This window comes from Emergencia sp. (assembly GCF_048465375.1).
In the GTDB taxonomy this organism is placed as follows: Bacteria; Bacillota; Clostridia; order Peptostreptococcales; family Anaerovoracaceae; genus Senimuribacter.
Genome location: NZ_DBFWLQ010000007.1, coordinates 148277 through 172199, shown reverse-complemented (window position 1 = coordinate 172199; position 23923 = coordinate 148277). Strand labels below are relative to the sequence as shown.

General features: G+C 46.4%; 25 protein-coding genes and 1 tRNA gene. 7 read left to right on the top strand and 19 right to left on the bottom strand.

All coding sequences use genetic code 11. The features are described from left to right. The first annotated feature begins 144 nt into the window (after positions 1-144). Genes ACMQ5W_RS05655 through phnX form a run of 5 tightly spaced genes read left to right on the top strand, consistent with a single transcriptional unit; the run spans position 145 to position 5481 of the window. A complete protein-coding gene (locus tag ACMQ5W_RS05655; RefSeq protein WP_148492945.1) occupies positions 145-924 on the top strand; it encodes an ABC transporter ATP-binding protein in 780 nt (259 codons plus the stop codon). Continuing rightward, complete coding sequence (locus tag ACMQ5W_RS05650) at positions 917-2560, top strand: ABC transporter permease subunit (protein WP_419024109.1); 1644 nt, start codon at positions 917-919, stop codon at positions 2558-2560. Before ACMQ5W_RS05655 ends, ACMQ5W_RS05650 begins: the two co-directional genes overlap by 8 nt. Positions 2561-2566: 6 nt before the next feature. After that, the gene (locus ACMQ5W_RS05645; RefSeq protein WP_419024107.1) at positions 2567-3583 is read left to right on the top strand and encodes an extracellular solute-binding protein; all 1017 of its coding nucleotides are present in this window, start codon (positions 2567-2569) and stop codon (positions 3581-3583) included. A 21-nt stretch (positions 3584-3604) separates the two neighbouring features. Next, a complete protein-coding gene (gene phnW, locus ACMQ5W_RS05640) occupies positions 3605-4696 on the top strand; it encodes a 2-aminoethylphosphonate--pyruvate transaminase (protein ID WP_419024105.1) in 1092 nt (363 codons plus the stop codon). Next, positions 4696-5481: a phosphonoacetaldehyde hydrolase gene (phnX, locus tag ACMQ5W_RS05635; protein ID WP_419024103.1), complete on the top strand. Its 786-nt coding sequence runs from the start codon at positions 4696-4698 to the stop codon at positions 5479-5481. Before phnW ends, phnX begins: the two co-directional genes overlap by 1 nt. Before the next feature lie 70 nt (positions 5482-5551). Here phnX and ACMQ5W_RS05630 read toward each other — a convergent pair whose 3' ends face one another. The 12 genes from ACMQ5W_RS05630 to ACMQ5W_RS05575 all read right to left on the bottom strand — a co-directional run bounded on the left by ACMQ5W_RS05630 (position 5552) and on the right by ACMQ5W_RS05575 (position 15446). Continuing rightward, positions 5552-7279 carry an ATP-binding protein gene (locus ACMQ5W_RS05630; RefSeq protein ID WP_419024101.1) on the bottom strand — a complete coding sequence of 576 codons (1728 nt, stop codon included), beginning with the start codon at positions 7277-7279 and terminating at the stop codon, positions 5552-5554. Between the two features lie 93 nt (positions 7280-7372). Further along, entirely contained in the window at positions 7373-8260 is an 888-nt protein-coding gene (locus ACMQ5W_RS05625) for a MerR family transcriptional regulator (protein ID WP_419024100.1), read from the bottom strand. 160 nt (positions 8261-8420) lie between these two features. Next, a complete protein-coding gene (locus ACMQ5W_RS05620; RefSeq protein WP_419024098.1) occupies positions 8421-9278 on the bottom strand; it encodes an AraC family transcriptional regulator in 858 nt (285 codons plus the stop codon). 84 nt (positions 9279-9362) lie between these two features. Next, a complete protein-coding gene (locus ACMQ5W_RS05615) occupies positions 9363-9800 on the bottom strand; it encodes a SufBD protein (RefSeq protein ID WP_419024096.1) in 438 nt (145 codons plus the stop codon). Continuing rightward, on the bottom strand, positions 9797-10438 hold the full coding sequence (locus ACMQ5W_RS05610) for a GyrI-like domain-containing protein (protein ID WP_419024094.1): 642 nt from the start codon (positions 10436-10438) through the stop codon (positions 9797-9799). The genes ACMQ5W_RS05615 and ACMQ5W_RS05610 overlap by 4 nt, the downstream gene beginning before the upstream one ends. Positions 10439-10513: 75 nt before the next feature. Then, the gene (locus ACMQ5W_RS05605) at positions 10514-11653 is read right to left on the bottom strand and encodes a DUF3658 domain-containing protein (RefSeq protein WP_419024092.1); all 1140 of its coding nucleotides are present in this window, start codon (positions 11651-11653) and stop codon (positions 10514-10516) included. Continuing rightward, on the bottom strand, positions 11650-12045 hold the full coding sequence (locus ACMQ5W_RS05600; protein WP_419024090.1) for an SRPBCC family protein: 396 nt from the start codon (positions 12043-12045) through the stop codon (positions 11650-11652). The genes ACMQ5W_RS05605 and ACMQ5W_RS05600 overlap by 4 nt, the downstream gene beginning before the upstream one ends. Positions 12046-12075: 30 nt before the next feature. Continuing rightward, the gene (locus ACMQ5W_RS05595) at positions 12076-12768 is read right to left on the bottom strand and encodes a GNAT family N-acetyltransferase (RefSeq protein ID WP_419024088.1); all 693 of its coding nucleotides are present in this window, start codon (positions 12766-12768) and stop codon (positions 12076-12078) included. Next, entirely contained in the window at positions 12761-13021 is a 261-nt protein-coding gene (locus ACMQ5W_RS05590; protein WP_419024086.1) for a DUF3795 domain-containing protein, read from the bottom strand. Before ACMQ5W_RS05590 ends, ACMQ5W_RS05595 begins: the two co-directional genes overlap by 8 nt. A gap of 55 nt (positions 13022-13076) precedes the next feature. Further along, positions 13077-13793: an ABC transporter permease gene (locus tag ACMQ5W_RS05585; protein WP_419024084.1), complete on the bottom strand. Its 717-nt coding sequence runs from the start codon at positions 13791-13793 to the stop codon at positions 13077-13079. Continuing rightward, positions 13774-14655 (bottom strand): ABC transporter ATP-binding protein, encoded by an 882-nt coding sequence (locus tag ACMQ5W_RS05580; RefSeq protein ID WP_419024082.1) that lies wholly within the window; start codon positions 14653-14655, stop codon positions 13774-13776. The genes ACMQ5W_RS05585 and ACMQ5W_RS05580 overlap by 20 nt, the downstream gene beginning before the upstream one ends. Further along, the gene (locus ACMQ5W_RS05575) at positions 14652-15446 is read right to left on the bottom strand and encodes a MerR family transcriptional regulator (protein ID WP_419024080.1); all 795 of its coding nucleotides are present in this window, start codon (positions 15444-15446) and stop codon (positions 14652-14654) included. Before ACMQ5W_RS05575 ends, ACMQ5W_RS05580 begins: the two co-directional genes overlap by 4 nt. Before the next feature lie 259 nt (positions 15447-15705). On the opposite strand from ACMQ5W_RS05575, the gene ACMQ5W_RS05570 reads away from it, so the two are divergent. Continuing rightward, positions 15706-15790: transfer RNA gene (locus tag ACMQ5W_RS05570), tRNA-Leu, on the top strand. A 291-nt stretch (positions 15791-16081) separates the two neighbouring features. On the opposite strand, the gene ACMQ5W_RS05565 is transcribed toward ACMQ5W_RS05570, so the two are convergent. Together ACMQ5W_RS05565 and ACMQ5W_RS05560 are read right to left on the bottom strand one after the other, a co-directional pair. Then, complete coding sequence (locus tag ACMQ5W_RS05565) at positions 16082-16639, bottom strand: hypothetical protein (protein ID WP_419024078.1); 558 nt, start codon at positions 16637-16639, stop codon at positions 16082-16084. Further along, entirely contained in the window at positions 16627-17088 is a 462-nt protein-coding gene (locus tag ACMQ5W_RS05560; RefSeq protein ID WP_419024076.1) for a hypothetical protein, read from the bottom strand. The genes ACMQ5W_RS05565 and ACMQ5W_RS05560 overlap by 13 nt, the downstream gene beginning before the upstream one ends. Positions 17089-17349: 261 nt before the next feature. On the opposite strand from ACMQ5W_RS05560, the gene ACMQ5W_RS05555 reads away from it, so the two are divergent. Then, positions 17350-17721 carry an iron chaperone gene (locus tag ACMQ5W_RS05555; RefSeq protein WP_419024074.1) on the top strand — a complete coding sequence of 124 codons (372 nt, stop codon included), beginning with the start codon at positions 17350-17352 and terminating at the stop codon, positions 17719-17721. A gap of 74 nt (positions 17722-17795) precedes the next feature. Here ACMQ5W_RS05555 and ACMQ5W_RS05550 read toward each other — a convergent pair whose 3' ends face one another. From ACMQ5W_RS05550 to ACMQ5W_RS05530, 5 genes are all read right to left on the bottom strand, one after another. Beyond that, positions 17796-19175 carry an NAD(P)/FAD-dependent oxidoreductase gene (locus ACMQ5W_RS05550; protein ID WP_419024072.1) on the bottom strand — a complete coding sequence of 460 codons (1380 nt, stop codon included), beginning with the start codon at positions 19173-19175 and terminating at the stop codon, positions 17796-17798. Positions 19176-19515: 340 nt separating this feature from the next. After that, complete coding sequence (locus ACMQ5W_RS05545; protein ID WP_067540874.1) at positions 19516-19803, bottom strand: DUF1292 domain-containing protein; 288 nt, start codon at positions 19801-19803, stop codon at positions 19516-19518. A 75-nt stretch (positions 19804-19878) separates the two neighbouring features. Beyond that, on the bottom strand, positions 19879-21714 hold the full coding sequence (gene uvrC, locus ACMQ5W_RS05540) for an excinuclease ABC subunit UvrC (protein ID WP_419024070.1): 1836 nt from the start codon (positions 21712-21714) through the stop codon (positions 19879-19881). Between the two features lies 1 nt (position 21715). Continuing rightward, entirely contained in the window at positions 21716-23020 is a 1305-nt protein-coding gene (locus tag ACMQ5W_RS05535; RefSeq protein ID WP_419024068.1) for a D-alanyl-D-alanine carboxypeptidase family protein, read from the bottom strand. A 23-nt stretch (positions 23021-23043) separates the two neighbouring features. Beyond that, positions 23044-23892: a D-alanyl-D-alanine carboxypeptidase family protein gene (locus tag ACMQ5W_RS05530; RefSeq protein ID WP_419024066.1), complete on the bottom strand. Its 849-nt coding sequence runs from the start codon at positions 23890-23892 to the stop codon at positions 23044-23046. Between the last annotated feature and the right edge of the window lie 31 nt (positions 23893-23923).

Here is a 23923-nt window from a genome sequence, read left to right as displayed (position 1 = left end):
GCTTTAGTATATCCCAAATTCACATGCCAGGCAATCCACCCACCGTAGAGTTTTACACTTTACAAAATTTTAACTCTTTTGCGAAAGAGGATTTTACATTGGCATGCTATACTGAGCCAGAATTTGAAGATAGGAGATAGATACATGCTGACATTAAAGAACATAAAAAAATCTTACGATGGGACCGTTATATTAAAAGACGTCAATCTGGACATCCAGGACGGAGAGATTGTTTCCATACTAGGCTCCTCCGGCAGCGGAAAGACCACTTTGCTCAATATCATCCTCGGCATCACCGACTGTGACTGCGGTCAGATATGCTTTGACGGAAAAGATATCACCGAAGTGTCCATGGAAGAACGAGGCTTCAATATTGTCTTTCAGGACTACGCTCTTTTTCCAAACCTAAACGCTTACCAGAACATCACTTATGGACTGCGCAATAAGCCTGACATTTCATCAGATGCGGAAGTCAGAGAACTGATCAGCCTGCTGGGGCTTTCTGAACACCTGAACAAGAAAATAGAGCAGTTATCGGGCGGACAGAAGCAGCGGGTCGCCCTCGCCAGAACCCTGGTCATGAAGCCGAAAATCCTCCTCTTAGACGAACCGCTCAGCGCTTTGGACGGTGTCATCAAAGAATCCATAAAAGAAAAGATCAAGACAATAGCGAAAGAATTCAACCTGACCACCATCATCGTCACTCACGATCCGGAAGAGGCACTGAGTCTCTCCGACAAGGTGATGATCATCAATAATGGCAGCATTCTGCAATACGCCGAACCGCAGGAAATCATTCAGAGTCCGAAGGATGATTTCGTGAAAAGCTTCATCCTGAAACAGTTGGAGATCAAGAGAAATAACATCCTCGCTTTATTCAACCATGGGCTGGCAGCCGCAGGAGGCGAAGCAGTCAATGGCTAAACAAAGACAAGGCACACTGGAGCCGAAATTCATATTTCTCCTGTTGGCAGTCATCTTTGGCATATTTCTCGTATTTCCCATGGCGATGATCGCCATTCAGTCCCTCACCAGCGGTCAGGGGCTGACTACGGGATTTTATGGAGAGATCTTTGCAAAACCGGCCTTCGGGAACGCGCTGAAAAACAGCATTGTCGTATCGTCTCTCAGCGGCGCTCTCACGACAATACTGGCCTTCATCTTGGCCTACGCCATCAACTACACCAATATCCATAAGCGCATCAAGGAGATCATCGCTGCCTTGGCGATTCTTCCCATGTTTCTGCCCACCATTACATATGGCTTCGCCATCATCTATTCTTTTGGCAAGCAGGGACTTGTTACCATGCTTTTGGGCCGGCAGCTCTTTGAGATCTATGGATACAGCGGACTTTTAATCGGATATGTCATCTACACCCTGCCGATTTCTTTCATGCTGATCAACAATACCATGGGATATATCGATAAAAAGTTCATGATCGTTTCCCGCGCGATGGGTGATAACCGATTCCGCTCTTTTATGACGACCATCATTACCCCCCTGCTGGGGACCTTCGCGGCCTCTTTTATCCAGTCCTTCTTCCTCAGTTTTACGGACTATGGAATTCCGACTTCTGTTGGAGGAAACATGGATTTGGTCGCCAACATGCTGTACAACGAAATGCTAGGCAGCCTGCCTAATTTTCATACAGGCTCCGCCGTAGCGGTCATGATGCTGCTGCCTTCCATCATCAGCATCGCCCTGCTCACCTATTTGGAGAGATACAATATCAGATACAACAAAATCTCAACTATTGAGATTCCTAAAAATAGAGTCAGAGATGGTATCTCCTGCGGCATCAGTCTTCTCATACTGTGCCTAGTGATCCTGATACTGGCAGTTATTTTCGTAGTACCCTTTGCCAAGAGCTGGCCATATGCCCTGACACCGACCGCGGATCATGTCAAAGCGGCTCTCAGCGACGAGGCGCTGGTGGGAGTTTACAAAAACTCTCTGCTCGTATCTGTTCTTACAGCAGCCTTCGGCACACTAGTCGTCTACGGGGCGACTCTGATCTCGGCCAGAAGCAGGTTCAGCCGTTCCTTGGGAAAAATACTGGACAGCGTCGCCTTAGTTACCAATACCATTCCAGGCATGGTGCTGGGCGTGGCCTTCCTTCTCGCATTTAAGGGTACGTCGATTCAAAACACGTTTTTCATCATCATTATATGTAACATCGTTCACTTCTTCTCATCTCCCTATCTGATGATGAAAAACAGCCTGGAAAAGTTGAACGCATCCTGGGAGAATACTGCCAAACTCATGGGTGACAGCTGGTTTAAGACAGTGATACGCATCATCACGCCCAACACCTTCACCACCCTCATGGAAGTCTGGAGTTACTATTTCATCAACGCCATGGTCACAGTCAGCGCAGTCATTTTCATCGCTGGTGCCCGCACCATGGTCATCACTACAAAGATCAAAGAACTGCAGCACTTTGCCGATTTCAACGAAATCTTCGTGCTTTCCATTTTGATCTTGGCTACCAACATCGCTGCGAAAGGCTTATTCAAGCTGCCCGCATATATCAAAAGAAAAACAACTAAGAAAGGATAACAAACCATGTTTAAAGAAAAGTTTACTCGTAAGTTCAAGGCGGTTATCGGATTTACCGCCGCACTGGCCCTTTGTTTCACCATGTTCGTAAGCTGCGGCTCCAAAGAGGATGCTCAGGTGGTCATCTACTCCAATGCCGATGATGAGGCTGTAGCTGCTATGACAGATACGCTCAACGAAAATGGCTATGAGGGGAAGTTCCTCTTTCAGAGCTTTGGCACTTCTGAGCTTGGAGGAAAGCTTCTGGCAGAAGGCACGGACATTGAAGCAGATATTGTAACCATGAGCACGTACTATATGGACAGTGCCCAGGAGCAGAACACCATGTTTAAAGATTTGGACTTTGACGTGGACACAATCAAAGAAGTCCCTTCCTATTACGCGCCGTTCCTAGCTAATCAGGGAGCGATTCTTCTCAACACCGAGGTGATGAAAGAAAACAACCTGCCTACGCCAAAATCCTTGAAAGACCTTGCAAAGCCGATTTATAAAGGGTTCATCTCTGTCGTCGATATCGAAGGCTCTTCCACAGCCTGGCTCATGGTGCAGGCCCTGGTAGATGCTTATGGAGAAAAGGAAGCGCAGAATATCCTAGAAGACATTTACGCTAACGCAGGCGCTCACATGGAACAATCCGGTTCTGGTCCGATTAAAAAAGTCCGCGCAGGCGAAGTTGCTATCGGATTTGGTCTTCGTCATCAGGCAGTAGCTGACAAGGAGGAAGGCCTGCCAGTGGACTTTGTGGACCCGAAGGAAGGAAACTTTACCCTGACTGAAGGCATCGGTCTCATAGACAAGGGAGATGATACCAACAAACTCGCTATGGAAATGGTCAAATGCATCGTCGAAAATGGCCGCAGCAAGCTGATGGAATACTACCCGGTTCCACTGTATAACGGTGAAAAAGCTGACGACAACGCAGTTTCAAAGAACTCCAAAGAGTTTAAAGAACCGCTGACCGTCGCACTTTTGGAGAAGCACCAAGCCCTGTCCGCAGCGGCAAAAGAAGCACTATCAAAATAATCAAAAAGGAAGATATTAAAAATGATTACATACAAACTATTAACACCTGGTCCCCTGACTACTACAGAAACTGTGAAACAAGAAATGCTGGTGGACCACTGCACCTGGGATGACGACTATAAACAGATTACCCAGTCTATTCGAGAGACACTCCTTCAATTGGCCCACGTATCGCCCGAAGATTATACGGCTGTCCTCATGCAGGGCAGCGGTACCTTCGGCGTTGAGTCTGTATTGACCAGTGTCACAGGCGCACAGGATAAATTACTGATCATCGCCAATGGCGCTTATGGTCTGCGCATGGCCGACATCGCCCGTTATGCAGGGCTTCCTTATCAGCTGTACACTTGCAGTTACGACGAAGTGCCTGACAGCAAAGCCATCGCTGACATTCTCGCTGCTGATCCCTCCATCACTCACGTGTCTATGGTTCACTGTGAAACGACTTCTGGCATCCTCAACGACATCGCTGCCGTCGCCAAAGTCGTAAAAGCAGCAGGCAAAACCTACATCGTCGATGCCATGTCCAGTTTTGGCGGAATCGACATTCCCGTATCTGACCTTGGCATCGACTTTCTCATCAGCTCTGCGAACAAATGCGTACAAGGCGTTCCCGGCTTCTCTTTTATCATTGCGAAAAAATCCGCTTTGACAGCTTGTGAAGGAAAAGCCAGAAGTCTTTCTTTGAATCTCTACGAGCAGTGGAAAGCCATGGAAAAGGATGGAAAGTGGCGTTTCACCTCCCCTACCCACGTGGTCCTGGCCTTTGCCAAAGCCCTAGAGGAGCTTGCAGCAGAAGGCGGGGTGCCTGCCAGAGAACAGCGCTACAGATCAAACAATCATCTGCTCATCAAAAACATGGGCCAGCTGGGATTCAGGACCTATATCGACGCACTTCATCAGAGCCCTATCATCACCAGTTTCTATTTCCCACAGCGTTGCGACTTCTCTTTTGCTGACATGTACGCCTATATCAAAGAGCGCGGCTATGCCATCTACCCGGGAAAAGTTACTGACGCCGATACTTTCCGTATCGGCAACATTGGGGAAATATACGCGGAGGACATCGAGAAACTCTGCGGCATCTTTGCAGACTATATGGAGGACAAATAATGAAAAAAATAGAAGCAGTGATCTTTGACTGGGCGGGAACTACTGTGGACTTCGGTTCCTTTGCCCCGGTTCAAGCCTTTATCAAGGCCTTTGAAGAATTTGGCATTACGCCTACAGTTGACGAGGTCCGCGCCCCAATGGGTATGCTGAAGTGGAACCATATCCACACCATGATGCAGATGCCCCGCATTCAGAAAGCCTGGGCTGTCACCCACGGCCGGGAGTGGACCCTGGAAGATGTGGACGCTGTCTATCAAAAAAGCGAAAGCGGCATCATGGAGATTCTGCAGGATTTTGCCCAGCCAAAGCCCTTCGTTTTAGACACCGTGAAGACCCTGCGGGAACGGGATATCAAAATCGGCTCTACCACCGGTTATACAGATGAAATGATGTCCATCGTCGTACCAGAAGCGGCAAAACGAGGATATCAGCCAGACGCCTGGTTCTCCCCTGATTCAGTCAGCAAGATGGGACGTCCCTATCCTTTTATGATTTTCAAGAATCTGGAAGCATTGCAGATTACCAGCGTCTCTGCCGCCATCAAAGTCGGAGACACCGTAGCGGACATCAAAGAAGGAAAAAATGCCGGCCTGATTTCCGTCGGAGTCGTTGAAGGAAGCTCTGTCATGGCTCTGTCAGAAGCCGAATACGGAGCGCTCTCGACAGAAGAAAAAAGTGTCCGCAGCGCCCAGGTTGCCAAAATCTATCAGGACTGTGGCGCTGATTATGTCATCGACAATATGCGCAGTCTGCCAAATCTCATCGACCAGATCGAAAGACAATAGCCCATCGTCAAATTCATATAATATAAAACTCCATCGAGCCCCTCGGCAGATGGAGTTTTATATTATGCAATCATTTTGATCTCTGCAGCCAGGACCCAATGGTACTGTATAATTTTTTCATCTCAATCGGTTTTGTCAGATAATCGTCCATACCGCCTGCCAGCGCCTGCTCCATATCGGAATTGAAAGCATTTGCGGTAAGGGCGATAATCGGAAGCCCTGCGTCCTTCCGGCTCTGCTGACGAATGATTCTCACTGCTTCTCCGCCGTTCATCTCCGGCATCTGCATGTCCATCAAGATCAGATCAAAATATCCTTCAGCGGCGTTTCTGAAGACTTCGACAGCTTCCTTTCCATTCCACACGTGCTCTATGTCTGCACCAGTATATTCCAGCATCTTCTTTACAATCTCCGCATTGATTTCGTTATCCTCCGCAATCAGAATTCGTTTCCCCACAAAGTGATAAGTATCCATGTCCGCTTCAGAAACCGACCTCTGGTTAGGCAGTTCACGCTTCGAGGAGATGCCCAACGGAAGAGTGATATCAAAGACCGTTCCCTTGCCTTCCGTGCTGTCCACTTTGATTTCCCCGTGCATCATCTGCACTAAATTGTGGCTGATTGGCAATCCCAATCCAGTTCCTTTATATTGTTTATTAGAGATATTTTTGGCTTGTTCAAAAGGTTCAAACATGTGCGCCATAAACTCTTCGCTCATGCCGATTCCTGTATCTCTGATGATAAAACGCACAAGAGCCTGTGCATCGTCGATTTTGCTGCAAGCGCAGTGGAGAGACACGCTGCCGCCCTCTGGCGTAAATTTCATAGCATTAGAAATGACGTTCAGCAGGACCTGGTTCATCCTCAAATCGTCTCCAATCACAATCTTGATATCATCTATATCACTGGTGACAAGAAACTCAATTCCTTCCGCCTGTGCCTTTGCGTTGAACATGGTGCGGATGCCCTCAACGAGGGCAGACAGATCAAACTCCGTTTCCTCGATTTCCATCTTCCCACTTTCGATTCTGGACATATCGAGGACGTCGTTGATCAGAGACAGCAGATACTTTGAAGAAAAATCGATTTTATCCAAGCACTCAGAGACCTTTTTTTCGTCTGAGACTGAAAGCTTCGCAATTTCTGTCATGCCAATGATGCCGTTCATCGGCGTCCTGATTTCGTGAGACATTTTAGACAAGAAAGCACTCTTCTCGTTACTGGCCAGCTCTGCCAGCTCCAGTTCTCGGCTCATTTTCTTCTGACGAACGTTGAGAGACCAGAACAAGATGATCAGGACTAACATCGTAAAGTTGAGAATCAGGAACCAGGTACGCGAAGTCTGCAGACTATTCTCTGCATAAATTTCTGCTGTGGAGACTGTTTGATCTGCCAAAGCAAAATAGTTCTCGCTCAATTCGTACAGCCCTTCTTCACCGCTCCCTTGACGCACCTTGTGAATTTCTGCTTTAAGATCCTGCCACTGTTCTTTCAGTTGCTCCAACTGCAGCTGAAAAGACTGATCCTGCAGCTGAATCAGGTCATATGGCCCCTGGCCGGTTTGGAGATTCTCAATGATATCATCTAACTGGTCAATCAAAGGGTCATTAGGATGTCCATTCAGTTCCTGTTTCACTAGCCGCTGCGTAGCACCACGGACAATACCTGTGTAATTGACAACCCTGGCTGTCCCATTTTGTTTTCCCACAGAAAAATAAGAAAACAGACTGAAGACCACGATTGTGCAGAGTAATAGCACAGATATAAAAATCAGACTGACTTTTTTCTTTTGTTTCATTGCTGGTAACATAACTTGCACACACTTTCATAGTATCATTTTCTATTTTAAATAGTATACCATAGTCTGCCAGTCTCTGTCTATTTTAACCATCTATTTCTTCATTACCAACTGAAAATTCGAGTCGTAGTACAGCCCCAGATCCGTACAGATTCTATCGTTTACTGCCGTCAAAGCCTCGTGATAAAGCTTATAAGATGGCGATAGCTTTATCATATTAGGAATAAAGATATCGTTATACCCGCAGTCCTGCAGCCCCTTCATAAACTTTCGCTGAGATACAAATGCAGGATGATATCTATAAAACAGAGAGTTCTTCATCTTCACGTTTTTTCGTGTCTGCTCCCGCAGCTTCTCATAGTCTTCTTCTGCCATGTCAATATAACGCTTCATCTGGGCATCCATTCTCTTCGTCATGTGTTCCGCATCCTGCTTAGACAGCTTACAGGTTAAAAAACTGACCGTTCTCAAGAGAAATGGGATTTTCACCTCCAAATCATCAAAGAAATCGATGATAGCCTCATAGGCTTCTCTCTGCTCAGGTGTCGTCATTTTGATCTGCAGATAGGGCAGAAAATGATACATGAAGTAATCCCCATAAACACCCGGAACCATATCTCTGAGAGCGTCTGCGATGGTCTCATAATCCAGCTCCTGCGAAAGAGTGTCGATGTCCTCGTTTTCGATATAAGCAGCCAGAGCTTCTAATTCTCGCTGATTCTCCCCCAACTGCTTTCGCTTTTCTTCGTAAATCTGGCGAAGGATTTCTCTATCCCCTTTCTGCAAGAGACGCTTAATCTCTTTGATACCGATGCCCAGCTTTCGATAAGCCGAAATCTCTCTCAGGGTTTTGAGATTCTCGCTGCTGTAATTCCTGTAACCGTTCTGGTCTTTCTTCACCGACAGCAGACCTTCCTCTTCATAATACTTGACCGCCCGTCTGCTGAGACCGGTCTCTCTCGTCACTTCATTGATTTTCATGGCGTGCCGCCTCCCCTCACTGCATCAAGTATAGACCTGTACGCAGGGTACAGGTCAAGGGTTAAATCCATCTTTTCTTAATTATAGCGAATTCACCATGAAATCATCGTATTGCAAAAGGGCATGTCTCTTACGAACATGCCCGTCCTTTGTCAATTCACTATTTCTTAACCACTGGCATCCAGACTTCGCAGACATAGTCTGCACTGCTCTGGTCCCCTTCAAAATACACTTCTATATCCGGCGCGTTGACATATTCATATCCCGCACCAGGCAGCCACTCCGTTATGATACGTTTCTGCAGATTCTGAATCGAATCGGGCATGGCGCCGATACATTGGAAGACCGCCCAGTTTCCTGCCTCAATCTGCAATTCTTCCATGCCTGCAGGCGCCGGCGCCTTAGAAGCGACGCCGATATAATAGTCAAACTCCTCATCCTTGGCAGAAGTACAGATTCCCATGATTCCGGGAATCTCCGGATTCATCACTTCGCATAACTGGGAAATGATCTGGTCTTTGCCAGCCTGCATCCAGATTCCCGGTATTTTCTCGAAAGACTCATCGATACCTCCAGTGAAGTGGGTTTTCTTACCTACAACTCGAAAGGCCTCTTTTGTTACAATTTTGTAGTTCATCTCATATTCTCCTTTGATCGTTATTTTAAAACTGATCGGAGGATAGGTTTTCAGAACGACGCCTTCGCGCCTAGCCTGGGACGGTGCAATACCGTGTATGTTCTTAAAAGCACGGTTAAAAGCAGTTGGTGACTCATAACCATACTTCAAAGCCAGATCCAGAACTTTCACTTGTCCTGACTGCAGCTCTGCCGCTGCCATAGACATCTTTCTGCGGCGAATATACTCGCTTACCGTAATGTCCGTCATATAAGAAAACATTCTTTGAAAGTGATAGAGTGAGCAGCAGGCCAAAGCAGCCGCTTTTTCCATATCCACTTGATCCTCCAAATGGTCTTCCATATACGAGATAGCCCTGTTCCAGTTTTCTAATAATTCCATTCTCGTCACCTCAGTTCATGATCAAAGTATAGCAGTCTTTCCGAGAGAACTCCTCTCCCTCAGCAATCGAATAAAGAGAGGTCGTCAGGTGATTTTCTTCAAGGCCGCCTGGATATCCTTATATACCAAAGGCTGCATGCTATCGGCATAGATTTCCGTATCCGCCCAGCGCAGCGCCTCTTTGATGTCCGCCGTCAAATCCGGCTTATATACAGCAATCTCTGGCAGAACTTTGATGAACTGCCGGGCGGTGATCGGTTTTTCGTCCAAAATATGCTTTAACAACTGGTCGATGCACTCGTCAATCTTGTTGTCTTCGTCCCACCTGGCGTTGGCAGCGATGAGCAGTAATCCCCTGGTCCTGATGTAGGAGTCAGCATCCTCGCTCATAGCGACGAATTGATCAAAATAGGGGTAGAGTTCATCAGATTGCTCGCTGCGTTCCAGCAGCACTTTCAATGCCTCATAGGCCTCTTTGGAATTCTTACTGTATAAGATTTTTACCAGTTCCTCTATGTTCATCTTACGGCCTTCTTTTTGATCGGATGGCGCACTACCGTTTTCATCTTGGCGGGATTACATTTTCTCGGATCACTGAGATAAATCTCGTGATGATAGCGCTCATCTCTAATATCAGTCTCATATCCCTCGGACTCGGCAAAAGCCTCCATGGCAGCCACAGTCTCAGGCTCATCGTCGTAAGGACCGATATGCATGCACTGGACAGCAAGTCCCTCTTTGTAAGTGAAGTATTCCACACTGGCGAAGTCCAGCTTTTTCTTCGCCTCCGCTGTTCTGACCGCCCAGTCGAAATCCTCCCGGCTCACAAAATCCGGCAGCCGGATGACGGAAATCCACTGAAAACTGTCTTTATTGCTGTAGTCCACGCCTTGCACATCCTTCTGCCACCAAAAACCTTCCAGGGGCGGCACCACATATTCGAAGAATCCGTCAATCTTGTGTTCTCCTTTGTAGCTCATTTTGATCGTGTAGGCAACGGCATAAAGCTGTCCTACTGCCGCCTGATAGGCACCGCCCTCTTCATTGGGATTGCCGCAGCCCCGCACCGCCAGAAAATTCATCTCCGGCACCTCTACAATGGTCGGCTTCTTGGGCGGCATGTAAAATTCCTTATATTCCTTCTTGTAATCAAAAGCCATCTTACACCTCCGTGGTTATTATGGGAATATCATACGACAAAATACATGACAGCTGTATGTCATGATTGCAAGGTGTTATTGGTGCAGCAGCTTTTTGAGTCGCATAAGCTGCTTCTCGAGTCGCTGCTCTTTTTCGTCTTCGGACATTTGCGGGCCGCTCCTGGCGTAACGATCGCAGGATGCCATGAACGGCTCCTCCGGATGTTCCATTTTGATATACTTGTGAAGCATGCACTTGCCACAGTGACTGAAAGATTTTCGCTCTACACAGCAGCGATAGACCCTGCAGGTTTCGTCGCCTGTACTCTCCAGCCAGAAAGGTTTGCCCTTTGTCTTGTCGCAGCCCTGGCAGGTTTTGCCGTAGGCTTCACATTCCAGACAGTCCAGACCGCAGCAGCTGACCATGGTTTCAGCCCGCCGCAGCAGACGCGCACCGTCCCACTCGATATCCTCATCGTCCACCACGACCAGGCGGCCATTGTCGATCAAATGCTGAACGCTTTCCAGGAACAAATCATCAGAAACACCCATCTGATATCTAAAAGCGTAGGACACGAGTTCCACCGCTCTGAAAGGCCGTTCCCCGATTCCACCTTCCACCATAAAATCATAGAAGTCTGCAGGCACGCTGATCAATCTGCCATTGACCACCGCTCTCAGTGGAGCGTTCTCTTTCACCAATTCTTTCCACAGATCTGCATAATACCCCACTTCCATCTTGCCCAGCGGCTTTTCATCCTTTGCAAAGTCCAGCATATCTGTGTGAACCACCTCGCCCCAGCTTTGATAGATCACCATGTTCTGATCACTGCGAACCACGTACTCTGGCATTTTGACTACAGATACGGGACAGTCGTACTCTGTCAGCATAAGACAGACCTGATAAAAACCGCACATGGAGTAAGGTGCAGTGGAATACCAGATCCGCATGGCTTCGCCCTTGGCCGCATAAGTCTTGAACTGTTCCACCTGCTCCAGCAAGGAGTTCCACTTTTCCTTCTGCTGTTCAATGGTGTCGCAGTCTCTCCACCTGGCCGCACTATATTTCTTCAGGCATTGCGCTTTGCGGGCCTCACCACAAAGTTCCCCGCTGATATCGCCCACGTCCAGATCAAAAGAGAGCTCCACTACCTGGTCAGCGGATCCTCGTTTCTCCATGGATCTAGCAAATTTCATACTGCCAGCTTCACTTTCCCCGAACAAAATCTCAATCATTCTAAAAATCCCTTCAAATCTTCCACATACTGTTTCTGTTGTTTTTTCAGATAGGCGCCCACGAAAGGCTTCATCAGAGCCTTCTTCGCCGTGACATCCTCTGTAAAGTCGATTTCCGTGCCATCCGGCGTTTCTTTGAACAGGCCTGTCCAATGTCCCTTCATGTTCTGGTTCTCCATGTCAAACTCATAGCGTTTCCCCGGTTCAAAAGCCGTAATGGTAAAAGTCGTCGCAAAGCCATCTTTAGTGCACTCTATGAATGATTTTCCGTCTTCTGAAACCTCGATTTTTGCCAAATCGCTTCTCCACTGATAATTTGTCAGATCTGTCACGACTTCCCAAACCTTTTCCAGTTCCACCTGGAAAGTCACTTTGATATTTGCTGTCGCCATTGTTTACCTCCATTTCTGTTCTGTCTCCTGCTACAACAGCCAGGTGATCGTCTCCTTTGAAATCTCAAATCCCAGTTTTTGCTGCAGTTTGGCAGAAGCTTCATTGCCGATGACGATTTCACCATAAGGCGTGTCCCCCTTTTCGATGATAAAGTTGATCATAAATCGTTCTAATTGTTCACCGAAGCCCTGCCTCTGAAAGCTCGGGAAGATTTCTAAAAGTCCCAGGCTTCCATCCAGATGATTACCAGAAAAGCCGACGAAATCATTTCTGTGAAAAGCACAGAACAGATTTCCCCGGCGATTGATTTCATCAATTTCAGCTTCTGGAATGGTATGATAGTTTTCTTTGATGATCTGCAAATAGGTCTCATTGGGTCTGACGATTTTCAATTCAGATTGAAAAGGAACCTTTTCGCATTTCCAATAAGCGACCTTCTTGCATTTGAATACATCATGTAATGCAAATTTTTCTTCGGCATAGCCTGACAGAGTCTCTTGGCAGACCACGATTTGATACGGATCTCTGATCTCGTCCACCAGATATCTTCCATACTCATCACAATCAGCAGACACCATATGCACGTTGCTGGACTGATCCAGCATCAGCACGCCGTGTTCGCTTTCATGAATCACCTGCGCCATACCCCGTCTGACTGATTCCAGCATGGCGATATGCAGCAAGCGATTTTTCTCCAGATATGTAATTCCCTCTTTATGCATTTGTTTTCCACTTCCTGCAATTCTCTAGTCTCGGTTTCGGATCATATCCCATCTCCGCTCCCATTGTCTCTTCCATCTCGCAAGGAAAGTCATCGCATTCACCACAGTGATGGAGCTCCTTCTTCTCGCAGCAGGACTTCACCTGGCATTCGCTGCCCCAGAACGGCAGTTCCATATTGAGGCAGCCTTTGCACCCCACCTCTTCTTTTTGATCACAGCTATTACATGCAATGCCACATCTCGATTCGTACATTTTTTCTACCTCCTGAATCTTCGTTGTTATTTACATCATAGCCTATCAGAAGCAGCTAATCAATGGATATTTTCCGCAGCTTCCAAAGAGAAAGGACGAGGGTTATCGCCATAATGATCAAAAGCGGGTAATAGCTGCCAAATTGCAGGTTTTCTGTACACATCGCTTCGAATCCCCAGGTCGCCGGCAAAACCTTTCCAATGGTCTGCAGACTGTCTGGAAGCAAGGTAACAGGAAACATGATGCCGGACATGATCATAGAAGGCATGAATACCAGCTGTGTAGCCATGCCCACTTTAGATGAACTTTTGGTATACAGACCGAACACCAGGCCGACACACAGGCTGACGACGATGACTAACAGAAGCATCAAAAAGTATTCAGCCAGATTTTTCGGGACCACCGCATCAAAGAATATGGGAGCAGTAAAAAAGATGACCAGACTCATGGCAAATATGTGTACCAGGCTGGACAGGAAGTTACCTGCCGCCAGGGTCCAGAGAGGAATATTGCCCACGTGATATGCCTTCTTGATTTCACTGCCATAAAACTCGATCAGGGGGTAGGGTGAGCCCATAACGCCTCCCATGGTCACGCTGAAGACGGTCATAGACTGGATCAAGGTCAGATGGGCATCGGGCATGATCGACGTGAATACGCTGCTCATGAGGACATAAAAAATAAACGGTACGATATAGTAGTGTACCAACAGTTCCTTGCTTCTCACATTTAATTTCATATGGAGAAAAATCTCATACAGCATCGCTTTCATCTGGCTCCTCCTTGGCAATCTCTAAAAATCTTGCTTCTATCCCAGCCCGCTCTACATGAATGTCACGCATAGAGGCACCCTGCTTTTTGATTGTTTCAATCAGCAGCGACAAAGTATCCTCCAGATTCTCTGTCTGGAATGTATAATCGCAGCCATCCTGGCTTTCTGCTCTCAGTTCTGATATTCCATCGAACAACACCGGCCTGCTCAAACCGACCTTCAGCAGGAATCCGTTCCTCGCTGTCTCCGTCAGTTCCGACGGCGTTCCCAAAAAAGCCAGCTCTCCTTTTTTGAGAATACCGATGCGGTCACAGAGCTCCCCTACTTCGGCCATATCGTGACTAGCCAGGATGATGGTTTTCCCCTGTTCTTTCAGTTTGCGGATTTCTCTATGTATGGCAACGCGTCCCTCTACATCCAGTCCTGCTGTCGGTTCATCCAAAATAACGATATCAGGATTTCCTAAGAGGGCCAGCACCAGGTGCAGCCTTCTCTTCTGACCTGTGGAAAGCTGTGTATATTGTTTCTGTAAAAATGGCTCTACGCCAAGACGCCTCACATAGTCGCTGTTCACTTTGGTCTTCTGCCATTTCGAAAAAAGAGTCAAAGCTTCGCCCGCTTTTATGTTGCCTGGCAGAGAAGAAGACTGCAGCTGAACGCCGCATCTGCCATTTACAGTGATGTTTCCCCCATTATATTTTTTAAGCCCTTCGATACATTCTAAAGTGGTGGTTTTTCCTGCTCCATTTATGCCAAGCAAAGCGAATATCTCTCCGCTGTTCACAGCAAAAGAGATTCCTTTCAGGACTTCTTTACTGCCATAACTCTTCTGCAAGCCTTCCACCCGTATTGCATAGCTCATGATTCTACTTCCATTTCCGGGATATGCATCCCCTGTTTTTTCAAATAGCAGTCCAGCACTTTACCTATAAAATCGTCAACTTCATACTGTTTCTGCGCCAATTCTTTATCCCACCCTGTCTTATCGCTATTAAAAGACTCCAGCTTAGGAAGCAGAGTCATATCACCACCAGTGAAGTCCATAATCATATTCCACCACTTTTCCGCCAACGCCATGCTGTTCGCACTTTCTGGCGATTCGCCTCGTCGAACAAACAGGCAAGCCTCGTCTAATAAATGCAGATAGGTCCGATAGGTCTTCTCAGCTGAGTCTGGATCATCGCTAAAACGTTCTTTGATATGATCAGAAAGGGTGTCATCAAAGAACTTCCAAACCCAGTAAACACTATTACCCATTCTCAGCAGTTCTATAATCTCTGCGTATTTTTTAAAGTCCACACTTTTGATATTTTCTACTTCTATGCGAAAAGCCTCTATGGACTGCACCGCCTCCTGCAGATTTTCAATCTGCTCCTGCACGGCTTTTTGCTGCTGCAGCAACAACGACACCATCTCCTCTGGCGTATCCAAAGGCAGTATGTGGTTTTTTATCTCTTCCAAAGAGAATCCCAGATATTTGAAAGACAAAATCTGATGCAGTTTGATCATATCTTTTGCTGCGTACAGTCTGCGCCCGCCTTCACTAAAAGCAGAAGGCTTCAGAATCCCTTCTTTATCGTAATATTGAAGGGTTCGCACAGTAACGCCCATGCGTTTTGCCAACTCTCCAATGGTCATAAGTTCTCTTTCCATAAAGCACCTCCCACGCAATATTATAATATATGACCCTGCGTCATATACAATTGTTTTTTAGGAGAAGCGTTCTGCAAATTGTTCCAAAATATGACATCATTTTAAAAATTTAAATCAAAACAGTCATTTTTGCATAACTCGCAAACCCTTCTTCTTGTACTTTTTCAAAAACTTGTAAAAAAGTTGTCATTTTATGCTTGAAATCTTTTCTCAAATGTGTATAATAGTAAGAGTCGTATGAAACACAACAATTCAATATGCGGTCATGGCGGAATTGGCAGACGCGCACGGTTCAGGTCCGTGTGAGGCGACTCATGGGGGTTCGAATCCCTTTGACCGCACCAAAAAATAAAAGATGGGTTTTGCCCGTCTTTTATTTTTTTTGCGGCTATCAATTGGGGATTCGAACCCGAAAGGGCACAGCCGTCCCATGAGGCTGTCCTGCGGACAGGCGAATAGGCTGTGGTGCAAGCCAACCGTATAGGGCGGCGCAGCACGGCAGAGGCGCAGCATCTGCAAAATCCCTTTGACCGCACCAAAAACAAAAAGATGAGCACACGCTCGTCTTTTTATTTTTTGCGGATATAATCGAGGGATTCGAACCCTCGACCACAGCGAACCTTGCAAGATTTATTTTACGGCAGTGGCGAAATGCGTTTTATTGTAAATGTAGCATTTGTACGCAATGCCAGATCGAAGGCTGCAACGCCTGTGGAATAAAACGCCAAATCAACTTGGCCACTGAGAAATTCAATGATGCTTCCTTGCAAAATAGTGTTTTCAGTTGTGGAAAGCGGGCTATATTGCAATGTGGAATCAATGAAATTGCCGTCCTGTCGTACTCCCGCAGAAATGGTCTGATCTGGCGTTTCAACTGGGGCTACACGGATCATATAGTTAATTTCATATTCTCCGGGTATATAGATTTGTAATTCATTTTGATTTGTCCCAACATTGAATGAAGGCATATAATTATTGAACTGTATTTGTTCAATTTGATCGCTTGCAGAAAAATCAAATGATTGAACAGTGTTGGAGTATAGGCCGCCAAACGCAGTTTCCATTGCTTTGCCATCAATTTCGACAGTCGCCGGATAGTCTGATAAGAAAATATTTAAGTTTGGAGATATAAAGTTTAAATCCTCTCCAAATCTAATGGGTATTGGTCCGCCATTGCCATTTATATAAAACAAAACATCTCCTGGATCAAAGGTACCTGTCGGCCCAGGTTCACCCTGAGGTCCAGCTTCTCCTGTCGGTCCAGGTTCACCCTGAGGTCCAGCTTCTCCTGTCGGTCCAGGCTCACCCTGTGGTCCGGCTTCTCCTGTCGGTCCAGGCTCACCCTGTGGTCCGGCTTCTCCTGTCGGCCCGGGTTCACCCTGAGGTCCGGCTTCTCCTGTCGGCCCGGGTTCACCCTGTGGTCCGGCTTCTCCTGTCGCCCCAGGTTCACCCTGCGGTCCAGCTTCTCCTGTCGGTCCGGGTTCACCCTGCGGTCCGGCTTCTCCTGTCGGCCCAGGCTCACCCTGCGGTCCGGCTTCTCCTGTCGGTCCGGGTTCACCCTGTGGTCCTGGACAATATCCGCAATAGAAGCAGCCACAACCATTTTTTCGAAACTTCCCATTCTCACAATTGCTATTGTCATTATTTATATTCATGTCGATATCCTTCCTCTCTATACGCATCTGCTAACCGTATGCATATCAAATGCCTAATATTAGTTTATGACCATGACTGGTGAGTTGTTCCGGTCTGCCTTTTACTACAAGCTCAAAACCCTTTCAAAAAATAGGCTAGTATTTATAGAGGAATTGGAATGTTGTTATCAGATGATGCGGATGGAATATCCCGTGATGTGATTATTAATTAGTGAATTCTATTCAGCGGTTCAGGTAATAATAACTGTATGAATATTTTTACAGATTATTTAACATCGATATCAGATGATCAACATCGTGCCAAGGTGACAGACGTTTTAGACTGGGTCAGCAAAAGTTTCCCTCACCTGGAAGCGAAAATCGCGTGGAATCAGCCGATGTTCACCGATCACGGCACCTTTATCGTTGGATTCAGTGCAGCAAAACAGCACTTTTCAATCTCGCCGGAAAAGGCGGGTATAGAGAAATTTGCCGAGGAGATTGTCAACGCAGGTTACAGCCACACTTCCAATCTCTTTAGAATTAAGTGGAATCAGGACGTTGATTTTTCCCTGTTAGCACAAATAATCCGCTATAATATAGAAGAAAAGGCGGATTACAGTTCTTTTTGGCGAAAATAAAGACAATCTTCTTCAATAAAAAACGTGGAAAGGGAGCTGTCTTTCAGTGAAAGGCGCTCCCCATTTGTAAATCGTTACTTATACTGTTCTGCTAGAATTCGTGCAACATATACTCCGCTGGCTGACGCCTGGGAAAGGGAGTGTGTCACGCCGGAGCCGTCACCAAGGGCATACAGTCCCGGAATCTTCGTCTGCAGATTTTTATCTACATGCACTTTGGAGTTGTAGAATTTTACTTCTACTCCATAGAGCAACGTATCTTCATTGGCCGTTCCTGGAGCAATTTTGTCCAGGGCGTAAATCATCTCGATGATACTGTCCAGTTGACGCTTTGGAATAACAAGGCTGAGATCGCCAGGTGTTGCCGCCAGCGTCGGACGGGTGAAACACTTCTCCATTCTGCGATCACTGCTTCTGCGCCCCTTCACCAAATCTCCGAATCTCTGCAGGAGGACGCCGCCGCCCAGCATGTTCGACAATCGTGCGATGGATTCGCCGTATTCATTACTATCCTCAAAAGGTTCTGTAAACTTATTGGATACCAGGAGAGCAAAATTCGTATTTTCAGTATGAAGACTTGCATCAGCGTAACTGTGTCCATTAACGGTCACAATACCATTGGTGTTTTCTGACACCACTTCGCCATAGGGGTTCATACAGAAGGTTCTGACCATATCGTTATACCTGTCCGTCTTATAGACGATTTTGCCTTCATAAACAGCATCCGTAATATCTTTAAAAACTTCCGCTGGAAGTTCTACTCTCACGCCGATGTCGACGCGGTTCTTCTTCTGTTCAATACCCAGCTTATCGCAGACCTTGGCAATCCACTTTGAGCCTGACCGGCCCGTAGCGAGAACCAGTCTATCACAGGCAAAGTCACCCTTGTCTGTCTGAACCTGAAAAGTTCCATCTTCCAGGACTGTCACATCCTCAATGGTCGTATAGAACTGTGTATCAATTCTTTCCTTTATATAATCAAAGATTTTTCCTAGAATCTGTACATTCCTATCTGTTCCCAGATGGCGGACCTTTGCCTCAAGCAGGTGCAGGTTATTCTGCAGACATCTGGTCTTCAGATCTGAGTTCGCTGTGGAGTAAAGCTTCGCATCACTGCCACCCATGGCGCAGAGAACACTATCCACATATTCCATCAAATCCATCGCCTGGGCGGCACCTACATATCTGTGCAGGTCTCCCCCGAACTGGTTTGTAATATTATACTTTCCGTCAGATAATGTGCCCGCACCGCCGTATCCGTTCATGATATGACACGGACTGCATTTAATACAGTTCTGCGTCTTCCCGGCTTTGATCGGGCAGATTCTCTTTTCAAGAGGTGCGCCTTTATCCAACATCAAAACTTTCGCCTGGTTTTTTTCTTTTGTCAGTTCATAAGACATAAAAACACCGCTGGCGCCAGCGCCGGCGATAATGATATCATATTTTTTCACACAAATTCTCCATTCTACTTTTTTTGTGTCACCCACGGTATATACTTTATCGCATCTCCTTATAAAAAACAACTCCTTTTTTCATCTTAAGATTTCTTAATATTTCTGTCACAAAATTGATAATATTCCTTCGCAGAATCAACACATACTTTCGCTATAATGAAACTGTCAAAAGGGTGATAGGGTTACAGCAAACTTTTGAACGTTCTTTCTTAATTAAATATTAAATATCGCAGGTAAAGGGCCTCATCGTCAGATGAGGTCTTTTATCGTAAAGAAAAATCAGTCAACGAAAAAATCCTGCAGCCAGCGGCTGCAGGATTGGTTGTCTCATATCTAATTAGTTCACGCTGCCATCGTCTTCTGCCATGATAGCGTCAAACTCTTGTACAACATTCTGAAATAACTCATCGTCTTCGATATCAACCAGCTCAAATTCGTCTTCCCCAACTTCGTTATATCCGTAGATATAAACGTCATCAGAATCGTCCAGCGGAATTAAGGCGATATAGTCCTTTCCGTTATAATCAAAAACACCCATGATTTCGCATTCTAATTCAGTTCCATCATCAAATTCTAAAGTGATGATATCTGCCTCATCCTGCATGTTGTTCTTGTTATCTGCCATATTGATCCTCCATTTTCATTAACTCTCATTAATTTCTTTGTTATCTTACTAATATACCATTATTATGAAAAATTATCAACTAAAATATTCTTTTATATTTTCTGCCACAGATTCTGTGATGCCGGGTACCTTTACAAGTTCATCCACAGACGCTTTCTTAATCGCCTCTATGGTCTGAAAATGCCCGAGCAGAGCATTTCTGCGCGTCGGTCCTACCCCCGATATGTTATCCAGCACCGAGTGGATAGCGTTTTTGTTGCGAAGGCTCCTGTGATAATCGATGGCAAAGCGGTGCACTTCCTCCTGAATGGTTCCTGCATACTTGAAAAGCAGGTTTCTTTCTCTGAGGGGGATTTCTCGTCCGTCTTCAAAAACGATGGCACGGGTCCTGTGGCTGTCATCCTTTGCCATGCCCACAACGGGGATGTCCAGCCCCAGGGCGGTCAAAACTTTTCGAGCCGCGGTCACCTGTCCTTGGCCTCCATCCATAAAAATAGCGTCGGGAATTTTGATAAAGGCAGGATCTCCGGCTTTTGCCCTCTTGAAACGTCTATAGATCATTTCCTGCAGACTTCCGTAGTCGTTGGGTCCTTCGATGGTTTTAATCTTGAAACGCCTGTAATCCTTCCGAATGCGCGAGAGCCCTTCAAAGACGATCATCGCGCCGACAGAATCTACGCCGTTGGTATTGGAAATGTCGTAAGATTCAATTCTGTAAGCCGATTTGTCTGCCGGCGTGTAACCTGCCTGCTTGATGACCGATTCGATTTCTGCTCTGATGGCATTCTGTTTTTCTTGATTAGACTTTGCCTTCTCAGACAAGGTTTTCACCATCTCGATGCAGTCGCTCTGTGCCAGGCTCAGCAGCGCCTTCTTTTCGCCTTTCTGAGGAACGAAAATTTTAACCTTACGCCCCTCTCTGCTGAGAAATTCCTCCAAAAGCTCGATATCAGGCGGCGTACTTTCCACCAAAATCTCCGGCGGAACCACCGCCCACTGACTGTAATACTGCTTGATAAACTCTGCCACCATCTCATCCCGATTGTCATTTTCATCAGTCTGAATTTGGAAAGTCTCACGGCCAGAAAGCTTACCGTCCCGCACAGTAAACAGGGCAATAAAAGAATTCTGCTCATCTTTGACAGGCAGCACCACATCCAGATCCTTGTCGTGAATCATGGTTACCCTCTGGGTTTCAGAAATGGTCTTGATCGATGAAATGTAATCTCTGTACTTTGCCGCTTCTTCAAACTCCAGCTTCTCTGAAGCTTCCCGCATCTTTTCTTCTAAACTTCGCAGCAGAGGTTTTTCTTTTCCGCTGAGAAACTCCAGTACCTTCTCGATAGACTGTCTGTACTCGTCTTTGCTGATTTTGCCTACGCAGACACCCTTGCACTGATTGATATGGTAATTGAGGCACGGTCTGTGATTTAGGGGAAATTCTTTCGCGGCACATCGCTTCAGCGAATAAATGTTGGCCAATAAATCCACAATCTGGTTGACAGCGCCTGCGTCACTGTAGGGACCGAAATATCGGTTGCCGTCTTTCGCGATGATTCTGGTCTTCAATACTCTTGGAAAATCCTCTGTAGTCGTAACCACGATATAGGGGTAGGTCTTGTCGTCACGCAGCAATACGTTGTACTTGGGCATGTATTTTTTTATCAAATTGCATTCCAAAATCAAGGCTTCCATTTCTGTACTGCAGGTGATGTATTCAAACTCTGCAATATTTGCAACCATTGCCCTGACCTTGGGATTTGTTTTCGCCGCGCTTTGGAAATACTGGCGCACCCTGTTCTTCAAGGAAATCGCCTTTCCTACATAAATAATCTGCCCCAATTTGTCTTTATGCATATAAACTCCCGGACAATCCGGGAGTTTTTTTAAGTTCTCTTTGATGTCAAACATGTTAGAATCGCCAATCTCTTTCCTTTCGTTCCTGTTCTCTTCTCATCTCTTCCATGGCTATTTCCATGATGCGTTGTTTCTTCAGCATTTTCTTGCGTCTTCTATATCTGGCTTTTGCGATAGCAATCGAGAGAAACAAGGTCAGCAGCAAGACGACGACCACGCAGATGATGATAGTCGCAAAGTTAGAAATGCCCAGATAAGAAGGGAACCACCCCTGCTCAATATCCTCTGTTATCACAAGATCTACTTCGTTGACCAGCTCGTCAGCCACATAAATTTGATAAGTTCCTACAACTGTTCCTGCCTTGACAGGCGCTTCAACGTCGCTGCGCATCACGGTCTTTGTGGTGACCAGCTTTGTTGATGCCTCCTTTGGCAGATAAGCATAACCCGTCTCCGCGGTATAAGCTGTCACGCTTGTCTTTGCGCCGTGTTTGATGCGGACATTGCCATTTTCCTTGCCGCTTCCGATGACCTTATAGCCTTCGACCTTGGCCGTGGCATACTGAATCAATTTCTTCACGTCTTTGGTTCTCTGTTTAACAGTATCTCCCAGTACGATGATAAAGAGGCTCAGTCCGTCCTTCTTATAGCCTAGAGCGATACTGCAGTTGTAATCATCCCAGTATCCTGTCTTGCCAGCGTAAACGCCTGAGTCTTTATCCTTTAGAAAATTGATATGGGTATGTAAAACTCTTTTTTTGCTTTTGTTGGTCTTCTCGATGGTGTACTTGGTGGAGCCGGCAGCTTTTCTGATGATGTCGTTGGAGAGCGCCACCTTGATAATTTCCATCATATCAGACGCGGTGGTATAATGGCGTTTTGCCTGCATGCCGCTTGGATTGGTGAAGTGGGTTCTCTTACAGCCGATGTTCTTCGCTGTCTTGTTCATCAGAGAGACAAAGGTCTCCATATCACCGGATACAGCCTCGCCTAAGGCATAGGCGGCATCATTGCCCGAGGGCAGAAGGGCACCGTAAATCAAGTCCTCTACCGTCAGAACCTCTCCTTCTTTCAGATTGATGGAGGATTCTCTTTGGCTGGCTGCCTCTGCCGATACCGTGACCTCCTTGTCGAGGGGAAGGTTCTGTACTGCCAGCAGTACGGTCATCAACTTGGTAACGCTGAACGGCTCTAACTTTTTCTGACTGTTTTTAGAATAGACGATTTCTCCCGTATTCTGACAATACACCATAGCGCCTGCCGCCGTAATGTCCGGTCTTGTCACCTTTGCCGCAAAGATAGAACTTCCGCTGGATATGACAATCAGGACTGCCATCACCAATGAAATTGTTCTTTTCATTATTCTGCTCATGGATTACTCTTTCATCCTGCTTTCTTGTAGCTGTATTTCAAAATTTTGTTTGTACTTTCATATCGCCCGCTGGTGGTGTCTCTCAGTACGACGGCGTACATGATTTTCCCCTTCTGTTTGCAGGCGGAAACCAGAGAGGCATTGTTCCATTCCCATGTTCCAGTCTTCCCTGCAAAGACGCCCAGTTTTGGGTACTTTTTCTTCGCCACAAAATAATTGGTCGTTGCAATCAGCCTGGACTTCTGCTTGTTTGTCTTTGCCAGTCTGTAAATTTCTGTGCTGCAGGCCTTCTTAATTGCACTGTTCTCCATAGCCGCCTTCGTAATCAAGGCCATGTCGTAAGCTGAAGAATAGTGGGTGCTTGCCTTCCATCCGTGAGGATTGGAGAAATTGCTCTCTTTGCAGCCCAGTTCCTTGGCCTTTCTGTTCATCAGCTTAGCAAATTTTGACTTGCTGCCAGAAACACCGATGGCTAGGGCGACTGCTGCGTCATTGCCCGAGGGCAGCATGGCCGCATATAGCAAGTCCTTTACGGTCATCTTCTCGCCGGTTTTTAGATTCGCTGTAGAACCGCCCGTATTGGCTGCAGTCTTGGTTACAGTCACCTTGTCATTTAGCTCTAAATGCTCCAATGCGACCAAAGCGGTCAGCAATTTGGTGGTGCTGACAGGGTCCCTCTTGTAATGGGAATTCTTAGAATAGACGATTTTGCCGCTGTCTGCATCTAATACCACGGCGCTCTTTGCGGAAATGGTCGGTCTTGTCACTGTCGCACCGTATGCGGTGACCGTTGACAGACCCATGGTCAATATCAAGACCACTGCCGCTATCTTCATGGACAATCTTTTTTTCGTTTTCACACTCTCTGTTCTCCCTTTCCTAAAACGCAGA